The 15177-nt window shown below is 36.6% G+C and carries 16 protein-coding genes and 3 pseudogenes; 7 read left to right on the top strand and 12 right to left on the bottom strand.

Annotation, left to right across the window (positions count from 1 at the left end):
- Positions 1–9: 9 nt before the first annotated feature.
- The 5 genes from pepA to Q9B79_RS19860 form a co-directional block, all read right to left on the bottom strand.
- Complete coding sequence (pepA, locus tag Q9B79_RS19880; RefSeq protein ID WP_306186882.1) at positions 10–1494, bottom strand: cytosol aminopeptidase; 1485 nt, start codon at positions 1492–1494, stop codon at positions 10–12.
- A gap of 247 nt (positions 1495–1741) precedes the next feature.
- The gene (locus Q9B79_RS19875) at positions 1742–2368 is read right to left on the bottom strand and encodes a 3D domain-containing protein (RefSeq protein WP_306186879.1); all 627 of its coding nucleotides are present in this window, start codon (positions 2366–2368) and stop codon (positions 1742–1744) included.
- Between the two features lie 86 nt (positions 2369–2454).
- Positions 2455–2772 carry a YuiB family protein gene (locus Q9B79_RS19870; RefSeq protein ID WP_000027015.1) on the bottom strand — a complete coding sequence of 106 codons (318 nt, stop codon included), beginning with the start codon at positions 2770–2772 and terminating at the stop codon, positions 2455–2457.
- On the bottom strand, positions 2769–3275 hold the full coding sequence (locus Q9B79_RS19865) for an NUDIX hydrolase (RefSeq protein ID WP_306186876.1): 507 nt from the start codon (positions 3273–3275) through the stop codon (positions 2769–2771). Before Q9B79_RS19865 ends, Q9B79_RS19870 begins: the two co-directional genes overlap by 4 nt.
- A 123-nt stretch (positions 3276–3398) precedes the next feature.
- A complete protein-coding gene (locus Q9B79_RS19860) occupies positions 3399–4607 on the bottom strand; it encodes an NAD(P)/FAD-dependent oxidoreductase (RefSeq protein WP_142337708.1) in 1209 nt (402 codons plus the stop codon).
- 462 nt (positions 4608–5069) lie between these two features.
- On the opposite strand from Q9B79_RS19860, the gene Q9B79_RS19855 reads away from it, so the two are divergent.
- The 3 genes from Q9B79_RS19855 (at position 5070) to Q9B79_RS19845 (ending at position 8083) form a co-directional block, all read left to right on the top strand.
- Positions 5070–6059 carry an NAD(P)/FAD-dependent oxidoreductase gene (locus Q9B79_RS19855; RefSeq protein ID WP_306186874.1) on the top strand — a complete coding sequence of 330 codons (990 nt, stop codon included), beginning with the start codon at positions 5070–5072 and terminating at the stop codon, positions 6057–6059.
- 125 nt (positions 6060–6184) lie between these two features.
- Positions 6185–6661, top strand: a complete 477-nt coding sequence (locus Q9B79_RS19850; protein WP_306186872.1) for a GyrI-like domain-containing protein — start codon at positions 6185–6187, stop codon at positions 6659–6661.
- A gap of 174 nt (positions 6662–6835) precedes the next feature.
- Complete coding sequence (locus Q9B79_RS19845) at positions 6836–8083, top strand: MFS transporter (RefSeq protein ID WP_306186869.1); 1248 nt, start codon at positions 6836–6838, stop codon at positions 8081–8083.
- A 17-nt stretch (positions 8084–8100) separates the two neighbouring features.
- Here the strand turns inward: Q9B79_RS19845 and Q9B79_RS19840 are convergent.
- Together Q9B79_RS19840 and Q9B79_RS19835 are read right to left on the bottom strand one after the other, a co-directional pair.
- Positions 8101–8439 (bottom strand): annotated as a pseudogene (locus Q9B79_RS19840) (helix-turn-helix domain-containing protein); the annotation flags it as partial.
- Between the two features lie 152 nt (positions 8440–8591).
- Positions 8592–9134: pseudogene (locus tag Q9B79_RS19835) on the bottom strand (helix-turn-helix domain-containing protein); the annotation flags it as partial.
- Between the two features lie 79 nt (positions 9135–9213).
- On the opposite strand from Q9B79_RS19835, the gene Q9B79_RS19830 reads away from it, so the two are divergent.
- The gene (locus Q9B79_RS19830; RefSeq protein WP_306186866.1) at positions 9214–9675 is read left to right on the top strand and encodes a 2-thiouracil desulfurase family protein; all 462 of its coding nucleotides are present in this window, start codon (positions 9214–9216) and stop codon (positions 9673–9675) included.
- 27 nt (positions 9676–9702) lie between these two features.
- Here the strand turns inward: Q9B79_RS19830 and Q9B79_RS19825 are convergent, their stop codons facing one another.
- Both Q9B79_RS19825 and Q9B79_RS19820 read right to left on the bottom strand, forming a co-directional pair.
- Complete coding sequence (locus tag Q9B79_RS19825; RefSeq protein WP_306186864.1) at positions 9703–10056, bottom strand: YxeA family protein; 354 nt, start codon at positions 10054–10056, stop codon at positions 9703–9705.
- Positions 10057–10161: 105 nt separating this feature from the next.
- Positions 10162–10251 (bottom strand): annotated as a pseudogene (locus Q9B79_RS19820) (O-methyltransferase); the annotation flags it as partial.
- A gap of 531 nt (positions 10252–10782) precedes the next feature.
- On the opposite strand from Q9B79_RS19820, the gene Q9B79_RS19815 reads away from it, so the two are divergent.
- On the top strand, positions 10783–11346 hold the full coding sequence (locus Q9B79_RS19815) for a GNAT family N-acetyltransferase (protein WP_306186862.1): 564 nt from the start codon (positions 10783–10785) through the stop codon (positions 11344–11346).
- 209 nt (positions 11347–11555) lie between these two features.
- Here Q9B79_RS19815 and Q9B79_RS19810 read toward each other — a convergent pair whose 3' ends face one another.
- The 3 genes from Q9B79_RS19810 to Q9B79_RS19800 form a co-directional block, all read right to left on the bottom strand.
- Complete coding sequence (locus Q9B79_RS19810; protein ID WP_000573822.1) at positions 11556–11909, bottom strand: HesB/IscA family protein; 354 nt, start codon at positions 11907–11909, stop codon at positions 11556–11558.
- Between the two features lie 41 nt (positions 11910–11950).
- Positions 11951–12817 (bottom strand): diaminopimelate epimerase, encoded by an 867-nt coding sequence (gene dapF / locus Q9B79_RS19805; protein ID WP_306186858.1) that lies wholly within the window; start codon positions 12815–12817, stop codon positions 11951–11953.
- Positions 12818–13062: 245 nt separating this feature from the next.
- Positions 13063–13302: a YuzB family protein gene (locus tag Q9B79_RS19800; RefSeq protein ID WP_000595026.1), complete on the bottom strand. Its 240-nt coding sequence runs from the start codon at positions 13300–13302 to the stop codon at positions 13063–13065.
- A 352-nt stretch (positions 13303–13654) separates the two neighbouring features.
- Here Q9B79_RS19800 and Q9B79_RS19795 point away from each other — a divergent pair, with 352 nt between their 5' ends.
- Both Q9B79_RS19795 and Q9B79_RS19790 read left to right on the top strand, forming a co-directional pair.
- A complete protein-coding gene (locus Q9B79_RS19795; protein WP_000682075.1) occupies positions 13655–14725 on the top strand; it encodes an NAD(P)/FAD-dependent oxidoreductase in 1071 nt (356 codons plus the stop codon).
- A gap of 230 nt (positions 14726–14955) precedes the next feature.
- Positions 14956–15129 (top strand): aspartyl-phosphate phosphatase Spo0E family protein, encoded by a 174-nt coding sequence (locus Q9B79_RS19790; RefSeq protein WP_306186856.1) that lies wholly within the window; start codon positions 14956–14958, stop codon positions 15127–15129.
- Positions 15130–15177: the final 48 nt, after the last annotated feature.

Genomic DNA, 15177 nt, shown 5'->3' with positions numbered 1-15177 from the left:
CTTATTATCTTATTCTTCTCCGAAACGTTCAACAAGTGTTGCAAGTGTACGCACCATTGCACCTGTTGCACCAGCTGGCCCTAAATCATGCGCTCCTGATGATTCAGATGTTCCAGCGATGTCTAAGTGTACCCAAGGTGTATCTTCAGCGAATTCACCTAGGAATGTACCTGCCATAACCGCATGTCCTTCGCGGCCTGGTGAGTTATTTAAATCAGCAAATTTACTATTTCTCACGCGTTCTTTATCACGATCAAAAATCGGTAATTGCCAAATTGATTCATCTGTTTCCATAGATGCCTCTAGCACTTTCTCAAACAACTCTTCATTGTTTGTCATTGCGCCTGTTGTATGATTTCCAAGTGCAACAATTACACCACCTGTTAATGTCGCAACATCAATAAGATAGTTTGCACCTAATTTTTTCGAATACGTAATACCGTCAGCTAACGCTAGGCGACCTTCTGCATCTGTATTTAATACTTCAATTGTTTTTCCGCTCATAGATGTGATTACATCGTCTGGCTTAAATGCTGTACCACTTACAACGTTATCCGTTGATGGAATAACAGCGATCACATTTTGCTCTGGGCGAAGTTCACCGATAATTTCCATCGCACCTAACACAGCAGCTGCACCGCCCATATCACCTTTCATACCGACCATACCTTCACGTGGTTTTAAAGAATAACCGCCTGTATCGTATGTGATTCCTTTTCCAACGAATCCAATGACATCTGTCCACTCTTCTTTTCCTTTATAAATAAGAGCGATCATTTTTGGTGGTTCTACACTACCTTGGTTTACTGCAAGCAACGCACCCATTCCAAGATCTTCCATCTCTTCTTTCTCAAGAACTTTATAATCCATATCATACTTCTCCGCTAACTCAACAGCATACTCAGCAAGCTTTGTCGCTGTTAATACGTTTGGCGGCATATTTACAAGTGTACGAGCTGAATTTGTTGCATGTCCATGTACGTAGCCAACTGTTAATGCAGCTTCAATTTCTTGTGCATCTTCCGCTGTAATAGCCATGAACTTCTCTAACTCCACACGATCCTTTTTATCTGATTTATACGTTTCTAACTCATATGTACCAAGATTTTGTACTTCTGCTGCAATATGAGCTACATCAATTGCATCTAGTTTCTCTGTTACGAAAGAATCCAGTAAGATTGCTGCATCTTGTACTTTTGCTGCTTGTAACATTTTAAACGCCTTACCAAGAGCCGCACGTAATGTTTCCGTTGTATAAGATTCCTTCTTACCTAAACCAACGAAATAATAACGTTTCACATTTGTTTTTCCTAAACTATGTACTTTTGAAATAGCTTTCTTCTTCGTAGAAAGTTCTTTCTCTTCTAATAAAGCTTGTAATTGTCCTTCAAACGCTTTGTCCAGTTCTTGTACAAAACTACTCGTTTTTTCTTCTTCAAATAAGGCAACGATTACCGCTTCATGGCTTCCTAATTCTTTTTGTACTTGAAACATGTTCAGACCCCCTAAATTTCTCTACTCTGTCTTTATTATAACTTTATTTTCGATAAAATGCGACAATTCTAACTTCTCCTCTTATCTGTATTATAAAGTAAAACTTTAATCAGCCCTCACCAATCGGACTTTAATGGGCAACCCGACTCCCACCTAAATTCTTTGCTTTCGCTGCATTTTGAGGTGGGGGTCTTACTGCCCATTAAAGTGGGATAAACTAAAAAAGTCTAGCGTACTTACCACTAGACTATCTTTGTTTTAAATATTGACCGCGGAACACTTGCATCGTTTCGTCTTGATTCAACATCGTTAACTCTTCTTCTGAAAACTTACCATTTCCAACTTTCACTACATACACATTTACTTTTTTCTTACCCCATTGGCTATAAACATCTTTCACCGTATCATAATACAAATCAAGACGGTTTCCTTTTATCGCACCGCCCTTATCAGCTACTACACCATATCCATAGCCTGGTACGAATAAAATTGTCCCAATTGGGAATACGCGTAAGTCCGCTGCGATTGTGGAGTATAAATCCCTTTTCGCCTTAACACCTGAATATGTAATACCATACTCCGGATGTCCCGGCCTCTTACCAGTTGATTCAATTCCTGATGTATAACCCGTTGCAGTCATTTCAATTGAACGATATTTAGACCAGTCGTTTGCCTGCTCTAAAGCATTTATCACTTCTTTACTCGGAGCAACATTTCTCTTAACTTCTGCTGCATGTACTTCTTTTGCACTCGTTCCCTCATATTTCTTTACGATCTCTAATAAAGAAATTCCTGTGAAAGCATTCCATGTTACGCACAATGCGGATACAAGTAAACAAGTCATCATAATGCGAATACAATATCGTTTTAACATTTTTATATTCCACACTCCTTCATCGTTAATCATTCCCTATACGATGAAGGAATATGCAAAAAAATAATCTCCAAATGAATTGGAGATTAAAACATTTGATATCCGCTTTTCCGGAGTTTCTTAATGACAATTCCGGCTAAAGCAGCACCTACTAATCCAGTAGATAAAATAAATACATCCGCTTGTCCTAAATGCGATACACTTGTCCCAAATGAAGAGAATGTTTCTTTTGGTTTTGAAAAGTAATCCCACATACTCGCCTTATTAATAATAAGCATACAAACAATCGGATACACAATAACCATTACCCACGTCGCTCGCAAAATCATGTTGAGTAAAAATCCAATTCCAAAAAACAAAATAAAGAATAGCATCATTGAAATAAGTAGTACCGGTATACTCACTCTTTCTCCCTCTCCTTCGTATGCGCCGTAAATACATGATAGGCTGTATAACCAAATTGCTCTCCTGGATTTAATGTTTTGTCCATTTCAAGATGTAATTCTGATTGTCTTTCTAACAAATATGTAATAAGTACAGACGTATTTGGATTATCCGCAATCGTATCTGGATGTAGAAACGCTACTTCAGACAATTCCTTCTCCTGAACAATAATATCTTCCCCTTCAGGCTCCAAAAGGAAAATAATCATATTATCACTAATCTCATTGCGAATCACGCCCGATCGAACACCAATGATCCCCTTCACATGAGCGACAATACCTGTCTCTTCTAACACTTCTCGTTTCACAGCTTCATCAACCGTCTCACCTTCATTTACAAAACCAGCCGGCAAAGACCATTTCCCCTTTAATCCACTGTATTTTTTCTTAACGAACAACCACCTGCCATCTTTTGTAGCTACTAAACCACTAACAGCTAGCCATACTTTCCCTCGTTTCTCCATGATGTAATACCCTCCTCTACCGGAACGGACAGAATATTCTTTCTTTTTTATATATTATACTATATTTTTTAAATGAAAAAAGCAGAAACAGCTCTTAGCCGTTTCTGCTTTTTCTACTATATATTAAAAGAACTTTAATTTACCTTTTTTAAGAACTAATAAAGGTCCACCTAATAAGAATAGGTAACGGTTATCGATAACTTTCTTCATGAAGGAAGCTTTCCAACCTGTTAACTTTTTGCCCATAACAACGCCCATTGCATCGTCATGACCTAAAGAACATACAGATCCTTTATTGTCGAATACGAATTTTTTCATTTCGCCCTTGCCACGAACTAATACAGTTAAGTTGTGTGCAATGTTGTAACCTTGTTGAATTGCGATTTGCGCTGTTGGTGGGTATGGACGGTTAATTTCTTCGTTAATGATTAACGCTGCGTCACCAACCATGAATACATCTTCGTATCCTGGAGCGTGCATGTACTCATCAACTTTTACACGTCCGCGCATTGCTTCAAATCCAGACTCTTCCACAATACCGTTACCACGAACACCTGCAGCCCAAACTACTGTTTCAGACTTAATTAATTCAGTGTCATCGCCATTCGCAACGATAATACCTTCTTCAGTTGCTTCTTTAATTGCTGTACCGATGCGGAATTCTACACCTTTTTTCTCAAGTTGTTTCACAGCGTATTCTACTAACGCTGGATCGAAACCTGGAAGTGCTGTTGGAGCAGCTTCTACACAGATGATACGTGCTTTTTCACGTGGTACATTGTACTCTTTGCAAAGTTCAGGAACACGGTTTGCAAGCTCACCTACGTACTCGATACCAGTAAATCCAGCGCCACCAACAACGATTGTTACTAGCTCATCGCGCTTTTCAGTTGCATATTTAGCGAAACTAGCTTCCATATGCTCACGAATTTCACGAGTTGCATTAATGTTAGCGATTGAGAATGCATGCTCTTTTAATCCTGTAATTCCAAATGTTTCTGATTCGAAACCAAGACCAATTACTAAGTAGTCATACTCTAACTCGCCATCTTTTAAGATGATGCGTTTTTCAGCAGCTTTAATTTCTACTACTGTATCTTGTACAAAGTTCACTTTATTTGTATCAATAACGTCTTGAATATCTAGACAGATTTTTTCATCTTGTAATGTACCAGCTGCGCTCTCATGTAACCAAGTCGCTTGGTAGTGATAGCTGTTGTTGTTTACTAACGTAATTTCAGCTTCATTTACAGATAATGCTTTTTGCAGACGAACAGTCGTAATCATCCCGCCATAACCTGCACCTAAAACTACGATTTTTGGAGTCTTCACCAAATCACAACCCTTTTCTTTATATAATAGTAATAAAAAATAATACCAAGTACTAAAAACTCTATTTGTCAAGAATGTGGAATTTATCACATTCTACATCATAACAAAACGCAGTCAAAAAATCGTACGAATTTTGTCATAGAAATTTAACATAATACTTCCCTATATTAGTCGGTTTTATTCCAGAATTCAAGCGTCTGGAGAATTATCAATATTTTAAAATAACATAGCGTTTTCAAGGGTTTTTCAGCCTTTTTTTCATGTATTTTCCTTTCACCATATTTTATACAATTGAAAAAGCACATATGCGAAAACTTACACACAATTCAGTCGTTTTCAGAAGTATTATGAACTCAAATATGCTATCATTTATTTGAAAGTGTCATCATTTGCAGGATTTTCGTGTACATATGAACAATATATGAAATCAATATCAAAATTCCATCTATAGGGGGAATGAAAGTGGCAGAAAATCAAAAAGTTTACGACATAACAATTATTGGTGGTGGTCCAACAGGACTGTTCACAGCATTTTATGGCGGTATGAGACAAGCAAGTGTAAAAATCATTGAAAGCTTACCTCAACTTGGAGGACAATTATCCGCACTATACCCTGAAAAATACATTTATGATGTAGCTGGATTTCCAAAAGTGCGCGCACAAGAATTAGTTGATAACTTAAAAGAGCAAATGAAGAAATTTGATCCAACCGTTTGTTTAGAAGAAGCTGTTGATACGCTTGAGAAACAAGCTGACGGTATATTTAAACTTGTTACGAATAAGCAAACTCACTATTCTAAATCAGTTATTATTACTGCTGGCAATGGTGCTTTCCAACCACGCCGCTTAGAATTAGAAGGTACAGCAAAGTATGAAAAGAAAAACTTACATTATTTCGTTGATGATATGAATAAATTTGCTGGTAAGCGCGTCGTAGTATTTGGCGGCGGTGATTCAGCTGTTGATTGGACAATGATGTTAGAGCCAATCGCTGAAAAAGTTACAATCGTTCATCGCCGTGATAAATTCCGTGCGCATGAACATAGCGTAGAAAGCTTAATGAATTCTCGTGCAGAAGTAAGTACACCGTACGTTCCAGTAGAACTCATTGGAGATGACAAAATTGAACAAGTCGTTCTTCAACATGTAAAAACGGAAGAAAAAATTATCATCGATGTTGATGATGTAATCGTAAACTACGGCTTCGTTTCTTCCCTTGGCCCAATTAAAAACTGGGGCCTAGATATACAAAAAAACAGCATTCTCGTGAACTCGAAAATGGAAACAAATATTCCTGGCATTTACGCTGCTGGTGACATTTGTACATATGAAGGAAAAGTAAAACTCATTGCTTGCGGCTTCGGTGAAGCACCAACAGCAGTAAACAATACAAAAGCTTACTTTGATCCAAACGCAAAACTTCAACCGATGCACAGCTCTAGTATGTTTTAATATAGAAATGAAAAGAACTCCTTTTACGTGAAGGAGTTCTTTTTTTATTGCGCTACCGTATCCTTCCAAAATATGTTACAATAAACAAGAACAAATGTTCCATTTAATAAGGGGGATATTTTAAGATGAAAGAACCTATTATCGTAAGAAAAGAGGCTTTCCAAGCAATCGGTGTTTCAATTACAACGACAAATGAAATAGAGGCATCTACTGAAGGAAAAATTCCCGGGCTCTGGAACCAATACTTCCAAGAACAAATCATGTCTCACATCCCGAATCAACAAACGAAAGAAACATTCGCTTTTTACTCAAATTACGAATCCGATGAAACAGGTACATATCAATTTACAATCGGTATGCCCGTTTCTTCATTAGAAGACGTACCTGAAAATATGACAACTTTAACAATACCTGCCGCTACATATGCGGTATTTACAACGAGAAAGGGACCAGTTGCTGAAGTCGTTTGCGAAGCTTGGGAATATATTTGGAAATGGTCAAAAGAAAACAAACGTGCTTTTACAACAGACTTTGAGCTTTATGATGAAAAAGCAACAGATCCAACTAACGCACAATTACATATTTATATTGCATTAGCCTGAACGACAAAAAAGAAGATACCAAATGGTATCTTCTTTTGTCGTTAAATAGCCACTGTGCAAATTACACATTATTGTCTACAATGAGAAAGTGCAGTATAGAAATATTAGAAACTGTATAAAACGATTGTTAACAGGTTTTTTTAGTTTAAATTTGTCACATAGAAAGGAAGCAATATGGAAGAACTACAACAAAATAAATCTGCTTTAGAGGGAAGCGGAAGACCGTTATTAAAAAATACGAATTTCCTTTTTCTTTGGGCAGCTACACTCTTTTCAAGTTTTGCTTTAGCCTTTTTTACTTTTTCACAAACGTGGTACATAGCAAAAACATTAAACCTTGAGGCTTCACTCGGTGTTGTTTTCGTGGCTCTTAGTGTTCCAAGACTTATTTTTATGATTATCGGCGGCGCTGTAGCTGATAAATTCCCGAAAAAAAACATTATGTTTTATTCTAATATTATTCGTGCAATTCTCGTCGCGACCATTCTTACATGGTTTATCGTAGGTGATGTAACATTATATACATTTGCTTTATTCGCTTTATTCTTTGGACTTGCTGATGCTTTTTTCTGGTCAGCTGATGGGTCTATCTTGCCTGAACTTGTAGAAAAAAACCGTTTGACACAAGCAAACTCACTTACACAAATGACGAACCAAGCATCGGTTATTTTAGGCCCTGTACTTGGCGGTATTCTTATCAAATTTACGAACTATGAAACGATCTTTTCGATCACGATTTTATTACTGATCGTCGCAGCCATACTCGTTCAAAAAATACAATTTACGATGCCAGAGCAGCAAAATACAGATAAAAGCATGTTCACTTCTATTAAAGAAGGAATCTTATATGTAAAGGAATCACCATTCCTTTCAACTTTCCTTATTTGTAGCGCTTTTTTAAACTTATTTTTAATCGGTCCGATGCAAGTTGGTTTCCCGCTCTTCGTTAAAAATGTTCTGCACGGTGACTCGCTTCAGTTTAGTTACTTAGAAGCATCTGTAGGAGGCGGAATGGCGATAGGCGCTGTCATTGTTGGTTTAAAAAATATTAATCGTAGACGCGGTCTATTTTGCATTATCATGATGCTACTGTCTGGTGTATTCTTCTTATCCATCAACTTTAGCACCGTACTTTGGCAAGCATTATTAGCTGGCATGTTTTACGGTATTACAATCGCAATGGCAATCGTTCCGCTTATGGCGATGATTCAATCGACAGTAAAAGAAGAAATGATGGGACGCGTAATGAGTTTACTTATGCTATCATCAATGGGCTTTATCCCGCTTTCTTATGCATTCACATCAATCGCACTTGCAATAGGAATTCCGATTGTAACCGTTATGAAAAGCGGTGCAATCGCTGTTATCGTCTTCGTACTATTTGTAGCGATTCGTGTTCCAGTTGTAAGAAAGTTTGATTAACTACTTGGAGTCATGTGTTATATGCATGACTCCTTTTTAAACGGATCAAATAACGATACCCCCTTACTTCTTCTCATAGCTGCTCCCCATTCTAATCCAACCTCTAAAAATAGATCCCGCACTGTACTATATAAAAGAGCCTTCACATTTTTACGGATTTCCCCGTATTTATACGCTCTCATAACACTCTTCACTCGCCAAATGAAGTTTCCATACACTTCGTCATCAGCTAATATTTGCTCTAGTAACACACCTTGCTCTAGTAACCCGCTCTTTTTATACGCAAGTTCCACCTTACTCCAAAATATATTGATCTTCTTCGGATTACGCGTCATCGGCACAAGTGCATATATAAAGTGAAACTTTAATCAGTGGGGGTTTTCTTCATCCCCCACTGATTATTAGTTGAACCAATCGGACTTTTATGGGCAGTTGATCCCCCACCTAACTTCTTTGCTTTCGCTGTATTTTGAGGTGGGGGTCTTACTGCCCATTAAAGTGGGATAAAAGGCTTCGGTATATCGTGACGGCAATACGTCTCATCAAGCTCGTACGTTTCTTTTCTATTCTCTTTTATTTGTGGAATGTTTTTAGAAAAAATTGTTTCCCCCTCATTTTTTTGCTCATTTTTACTACAGCCAGCTGCGCGATCCTCACTTTCACATGCGGACATTTTCATACGGTCATCCATGCGGTCAATTGCAGATATAAGAAATACATATAAGTTCGCACTATAGCCGCCGCGTTTATGTCTTTCTTTTGTCGCGATACGTTTTATAATTCCTAGTTCCTCTAACTTTGCAATGGAGCGGCGTACTGTACGAATACTCTTTCCAACATTCGTCGCAATTGTTTCCATTAATGGACAAGCAACTCCTACTGTTTTTTGTTTCTCATTCACTGCATACTTTCCTAAAAAATGAATAATAGTAGCATCCGTTTTATTTAATCGAAATCGATAGCACTTCAAAACTTGTTTTTGATATGTATTAAACTCTTCTTTACTTCGAAATTCACTATATGGTTTCATTAAGTTATATAAGTTTCCCATTTTTATCACCTCACTTATAAATAAGAGGCAGGAAGAGAAATTGGCGTGATAGTTACTATTTTTTATTGGAGATGAAAATATGATTGTAATCAGTGCTTGTTTAGGTGGCATCGCTTGTCGGTATGATGGAAATGACAATCTCATTTCAAAAATAGAGGAGTTATTACAAAGAGAAGATACCTTACTTGTTTGTCCTGAAGTATTAGGAGGATTGCCCACGCCTCGTCCCTCAGCTGAAATTATTGGCGGAAATGGCGATGACGTTTTAGATGGAAAAGCAAAGGTAATGACAAAAGACGGTGAAGATGTTACAGAAGCTTTCGTAAATGGTGCTTATAAAGCATTGGAACAACTGAAAGGCTTACACCCAGAATATATTATTTTGAAAGAACGCAGTCCATCTTGTGGTAGTTCTACAATTTACACTGGAGAATTTAACGGGAATAAACAGACTGGTTACGGGGTAACAACCGCTTTATTCAAAAGACATGGATTGAAAGTCATTTCAGAAGAGGATTTTGAGAAAGAAAAAAGAAATTGACCCTGTTCGTCAATTCCTTTTTCGTTCTTATTTCGCACCTAATTTTTCTTTCACTTTCGTAGGAAGCTCATCTTTCTTTACTTCTTCCCAAGCTGTTACACCTTTTTTGTCTGAATTGTATACGCGTAAGAATGCATCTTTACGCAGATTTTTTTGAGCTGTGAATTCTAATTCTTTCTCTTTACCTTCTTTATCAAAACCATTTAGTTTATATTCGTAATTTTTATATGCCTCACCATTATCGGCTTTACCATTATATTCTTTTCCATCTACTGTAATTTGAACGTAATACTCGTCCTTACCCATACGATTTAAATCACAGCCAACTAATAGGCTTGCAAATACAACTAAAATACTAAAAAGTGCAATATATCTTTTCATTTCCTTCACCTCATGTGTTTTTCTTATATTGTTATCTTAAGGCCTAAGCTTTAAAGAAGAAATTCAAAAACATGACATGAACATTACACTTTTGTAAGATAATAATTATTTCTTTACTTTAGAAAGCGTCATCCCGTCACCAACTGGAATGAGTATGGATTCTAAAATTGGATGAGTTGCTACTACTTCATTATAAAAAGCCTTAAGGGAAATGCATTAACCATCTCCCTTAAGGCTTTTTATCCGCTATCTCTTTAATGCCAATTTTTCTATTGTACCTATTACCGCCAATAACGTCTTTCACGCCAGTTTCGCCACTTATCACGTAATTTCCTTATACCGTTTATTACACCTTCTATTATGCATTCTATTATAATATCTATCACAAGATATCTTATAAATCTAAAAATAGGACCTATAACATACTTCAATATGAATTCAAAAATATTTTCCAGCATATATCCCCTCTTTCTACCCTTCAATTATAACTGGAAATAAGACAACTTTAAAAGAAGCTAAAATAAATAATAATGCACGGGTTGAACAACTTAAAGCTACTTCAGCAACTATTTTTTGTACCAATTAGCAATTTCGTTTTCAACATGTGAAAAGGGATTTCTAAATGATAAAGTGAATATATATTTATTGTTTTCTAACTTTTGAGCGAAAGTTTTTTACATAAGTTTCACTCTGTCCTAATTTAAAAGTCTCGAGAGGAGAAATAATATGAATCCCATTTTATTAGATGTTCCGTTACAAATAGAAACAGACAGACTCATTCTTCGGGCACCACTTCAAGCTGGTGAAGGGAATATAGTATACCAAGCTATTAAAGATTCCATTAGTGAATTAAAGCAATGGCTGCTTTTATTCCAGTCAATTCCTACTGTTGAAGAAACGGAAATTCTCCTGAGAAATGCGCATATAGATTTTTTGAAAAGAGAAAGCTTTCGCTATCTTATCTACCATAAGGAGACGAATGACTTTATCGGAACTGCTAGCCTTCACAGAATTGATTGGAAGGTTTCTAAATGTGAAGTTGGATACTGGATTAACACGCAATTTAGTGGCAATGGATATATGACAGAAGTAGTAAGTACGTTAATAAACCTTGGATTTCAGTTATTCAAATTTAGAAGGATTGAAATACGATGTGAACGTATTAACACGAAAAGTCGTGCAATTCCTGAAAAATTAGGTTTTGAGCTTGAAGGGATATTACGTAATGAAGATCTTTCAGCTGATGGCAAACGGCTAACTGATACTTGCATCTATGCAAAGATAAAGTGAAACTTTAATCCGCCCTCAACAATCGGACTTTTATGGGCAGCCCATTAAAGCGGGATAAATTAGATTTTAGAATTCCTTGTGCAACATATCTTAAGGTCAATTTCTAAATTTGGAAGGCGGCGTTTTTGATTTTTTACGCCAAAAGAAAAGACCTCCTTAACGATTTTATTTCATCGCTAAAAAGGTCTTTCTCTATTTCTGCTAAAAACTTAGCACTCTTCCGGCTTACCAGCATTCGTCGCCGTACGGAAAGATGATCCACATCCGCATGATGCGATTGCGTTTGGATTGTCGATTGTGAATCCGCCGCCAAGCATAGATTGTTTATAATCAATTTTTACTCCTTTAACAATAGGAGCACTTTCTTTATCGATAACAAATTCGACACCGAAAAACTCAAGAACTGTGTCGTCTTCTTTTGGTTCTACTTCAAATCCTAAGCCGTAAGAAAGACCACTACATCCGCCGCCATGTACAGCAAGGCGCACGTACTTCTCTCCATCTTCAGCATCTTTTAGCATATCTTTAATTTGAAAAGCTGCTTGTTCTGTAACTTCAATCATGAAATACACCATCCTTTCTGTTCTCATTCTATTATACATCTTTACGCTTCTATCTTGTACTCATACACTCCGCGGCAAATTACTTCCGCTGGTCCTTTCATTAACACATTGCCTTCTTCTGTCCACGCAATCATTAAATCGCCGCCAGCTAAATGAACTGTAATTTCCTTACCACGTTCCATTTTCCCATTTAAAATAGAGGCTACAACCGCAGCGCACGCCCCCGTTCCGCAAGCTTGTGTTACACCAGATCCACGTTCCCAAACGCGGAAGTTCATCTCTTCCTCATTCAAAATTTCGATGAACTCAACATTTACTCGCTCTGGGAACATTTCATGTGTCTCAAGGACTGGTCCAAGTGTTGTAAGAGGTGCTTGTTCTACATCATCCACAAAAATAACCGCATGCGGATTCCCCATTGAAACAGCTGTAAATGCATAACGATGATTATTGTATAAGAAGTTTTCACGAATAAATGGTGTTTCACCTTCACCAAGCATCGGTATTTCTTCACGCGTTAAACGCGGTGCTCCCATATCGATTTTCGCTAATGTAACTTTCCCTTCTTCTACCGTTACTTCCGCCGTTACAATGCCAGCTAACGTTTCAATTGTGAAAACTGTATCTTCTACTAGTTTATGCTCATACGCATATTTCGCTACGCAACGTAAACCGTTACCACAGCTCTTTCCTTCTGATCCATCATTATTAAACATGCGCATTTTCACCGGAGCTACATTAGATGGACAAATTAAAATCATTCCATCTGCTCCAATACCAGTATTAATATTTGAAACCTTTTCCGCCACAAGAGCTAAATCTTCTTCAGGAATTTGTTCTTCAAACATATTTACATATATATAACTATTGCCAAGACCATGCATTTTTGTAAAAGAAAATTGGCTCATTTGTATTCACTCCAAAAATAATTTGTTATTTCAAGTATAAAATGCACGCTTTTAGAACACAATATGAATGTCCCCCGTTTCTCATATTTGACAACATTTGGCGATGAGCCATTCTTGCGCAAATTGTGTAAGAAAAAAGCCCTTCTAAAAGGGCCTTTTTTTATTTATATATTAATGTTATCTTCTCCTACGAAAAAAGGTTTTATCTAATAAAGAAAGAAAGAGGTGCTGCCGATTGCAACACCTTAAAACATTGGATTTTCATCTAAATACTCATATACGTTATTAACAAGTTCTTCTACTGTAGCACCTTGTACTACTTCACCATTTACAAGTGCAAACGGTCCTTCAAAACAAATGCCACAATATCCTAAACAACCATACTCCATTACATCTAAATTCGGATCTTTTTCTAATTTCTCTAAAGCTGCTTGTGAACCACTTGCAAGGTTACCTACACAAAATTCAATTAATGGTTTAATCAAAATTCTCCCCCCTGTACTACAAAACAAATTACTTTCTGACTTCATCTATAAGAAAAAAAACTAAGCTGTTTCTTGTTGTTTTCATTACACCTTCTAAACTATTTAGTTACTTCATTATTTCACTTCAAAATAGATGATTCCTTCTATATAACATGCTATTTGCGATAAAATGGTAACTAAATAAGGAAGACAGTTTACTCTACTTTTCTTCTTATTGTACAACAGAGTATTCATTCATGCATTGTTATTTGTTCACAAATTCGATATAATTTGATTGAGTAAAGTCAAAATATTTTATTAATATAAAATTTTATGATTAGGGGATATTTCAACAGAAAAGGGGTAATCCATCATGAAACACCTCGTAATATTAGGTGGCGGCTACGGTGGAATGAGAATTCTGCAGCGGCTACTTCCAAGCAACCAACTTCCAGATGATGTACAAGTGACATTAATCGACAAAGTACCATATCATTGTTTCAAAACTGAATATTATGCATTAGTTGCGGGTACTATTTCAGAAACGCATATTCGTATACCGTTTCCTGAACACCCACGCCTCAATATTCAATACGGCACAGTAACAAATATTGATCTCGAAGAAAAAGCTGTTCATCTCGATGGCGGCGAAGCGATCCAATATGATGATTTAATTATCGGTCTTGGCTGTGAGGATAAATATCATAATGTTCCTGGGGCGAAGGAATATACACATAGCCTACAATCAATTGAACAAACACGTAAGACATATGAACAATTAAATAGTCTAGAACCAAATGCAACAGTAGCTGTCGTTGGTGCTGGATTAAGCGGCGTTGAAGTTGCAAGTGAACTTCGCGAGAGTCGTTCTGATTTAAAAATCTACTTATTTGATCGAAAAGATAGAATTCTATTCCCATATCCAGAGAAGTTAAGTAGATATGTAGAAGAATGGTTCGTAAAACATAAAGTTACTATTATACGAAACTCTAACATTACAAAAGTAGAGCCAAATATTGTGTACAACCACGATGAGCCACTTGAATGTGATGCAATTGTCTGGACAGCTGGTATTCAAGCAAATGAAGTTGTTCGAAACCTTCCAGTTGAACAAGATGGTAGCGGACGGGTTGTTTTAACAAAATATCACAATATTCCAAATAACGAGCACGTTTATGTTGTAGGAGATTGTGCAGCACTTCCACACGCACCATCTGCACAACTTGCTGAAGGTCAAGGAGAACAAATTGTCCAAATATTATTAAAACGTTGGAATAATGAAACACTTCCTGACGAACTACCTGTAATTAAATTAAAAGGTGTTCTCGGCTCTCTTGGTAAAAAGCACGGCTTTGGTTTACTAGCAAACCAACCATTAATGGGACGTGTACCTAGATTATTAAAATCCGGTATCCTCTGGATGTACAAATATCATAACGGTTAATACTTTACAGGCTGTCTACTAAGTAGGCAGCCTCTCTTATTCGTTAAAATATAATTATCAGACACATCTTTCTCAATATGAATAATGATTTATTTTTCATTTTTATATTAAAAACTACCGATAAACAGTGTATGCTATTTATAAGTTGTTTTATTTCCTTCAAGGCCGAATTCATTCGGTCTTATTTTTTGTGTTGTAAATACTTTTACAGGAGGCATTCCATTTCACTTATGAACTTAACGAAACTAAACGATCGAATAGAAGCGAAGAAGAAAGAGTTGATTCATCTCGTTGAACAATATGGATTCACTCATCATAAAGTAATTTCTTTCAGCCAAGAATTAGATCGTTTACTTAACTTATTAATAGAAATCAAGACGAAGAAAAAACGTTGCTCTTTATAACCGTTACCTTCTCTTTTTTGATACGATATAGCTAGAATCAGAAAGGAG

The sequence above is a fragment of the Bacillus sp. MHSD_36 genome (genome assembly GCF_030757775.1).
Lineage (GTDB): Bacteria > Bacillota > Bacilli > Bacillales > Bacillaceae_G > Bacillus_A.
The sequence above is the reverse complement of the archived record's forward strand: the minus strand, read 5'-3'. Positions and strand labels throughout refer to the sequence as shown.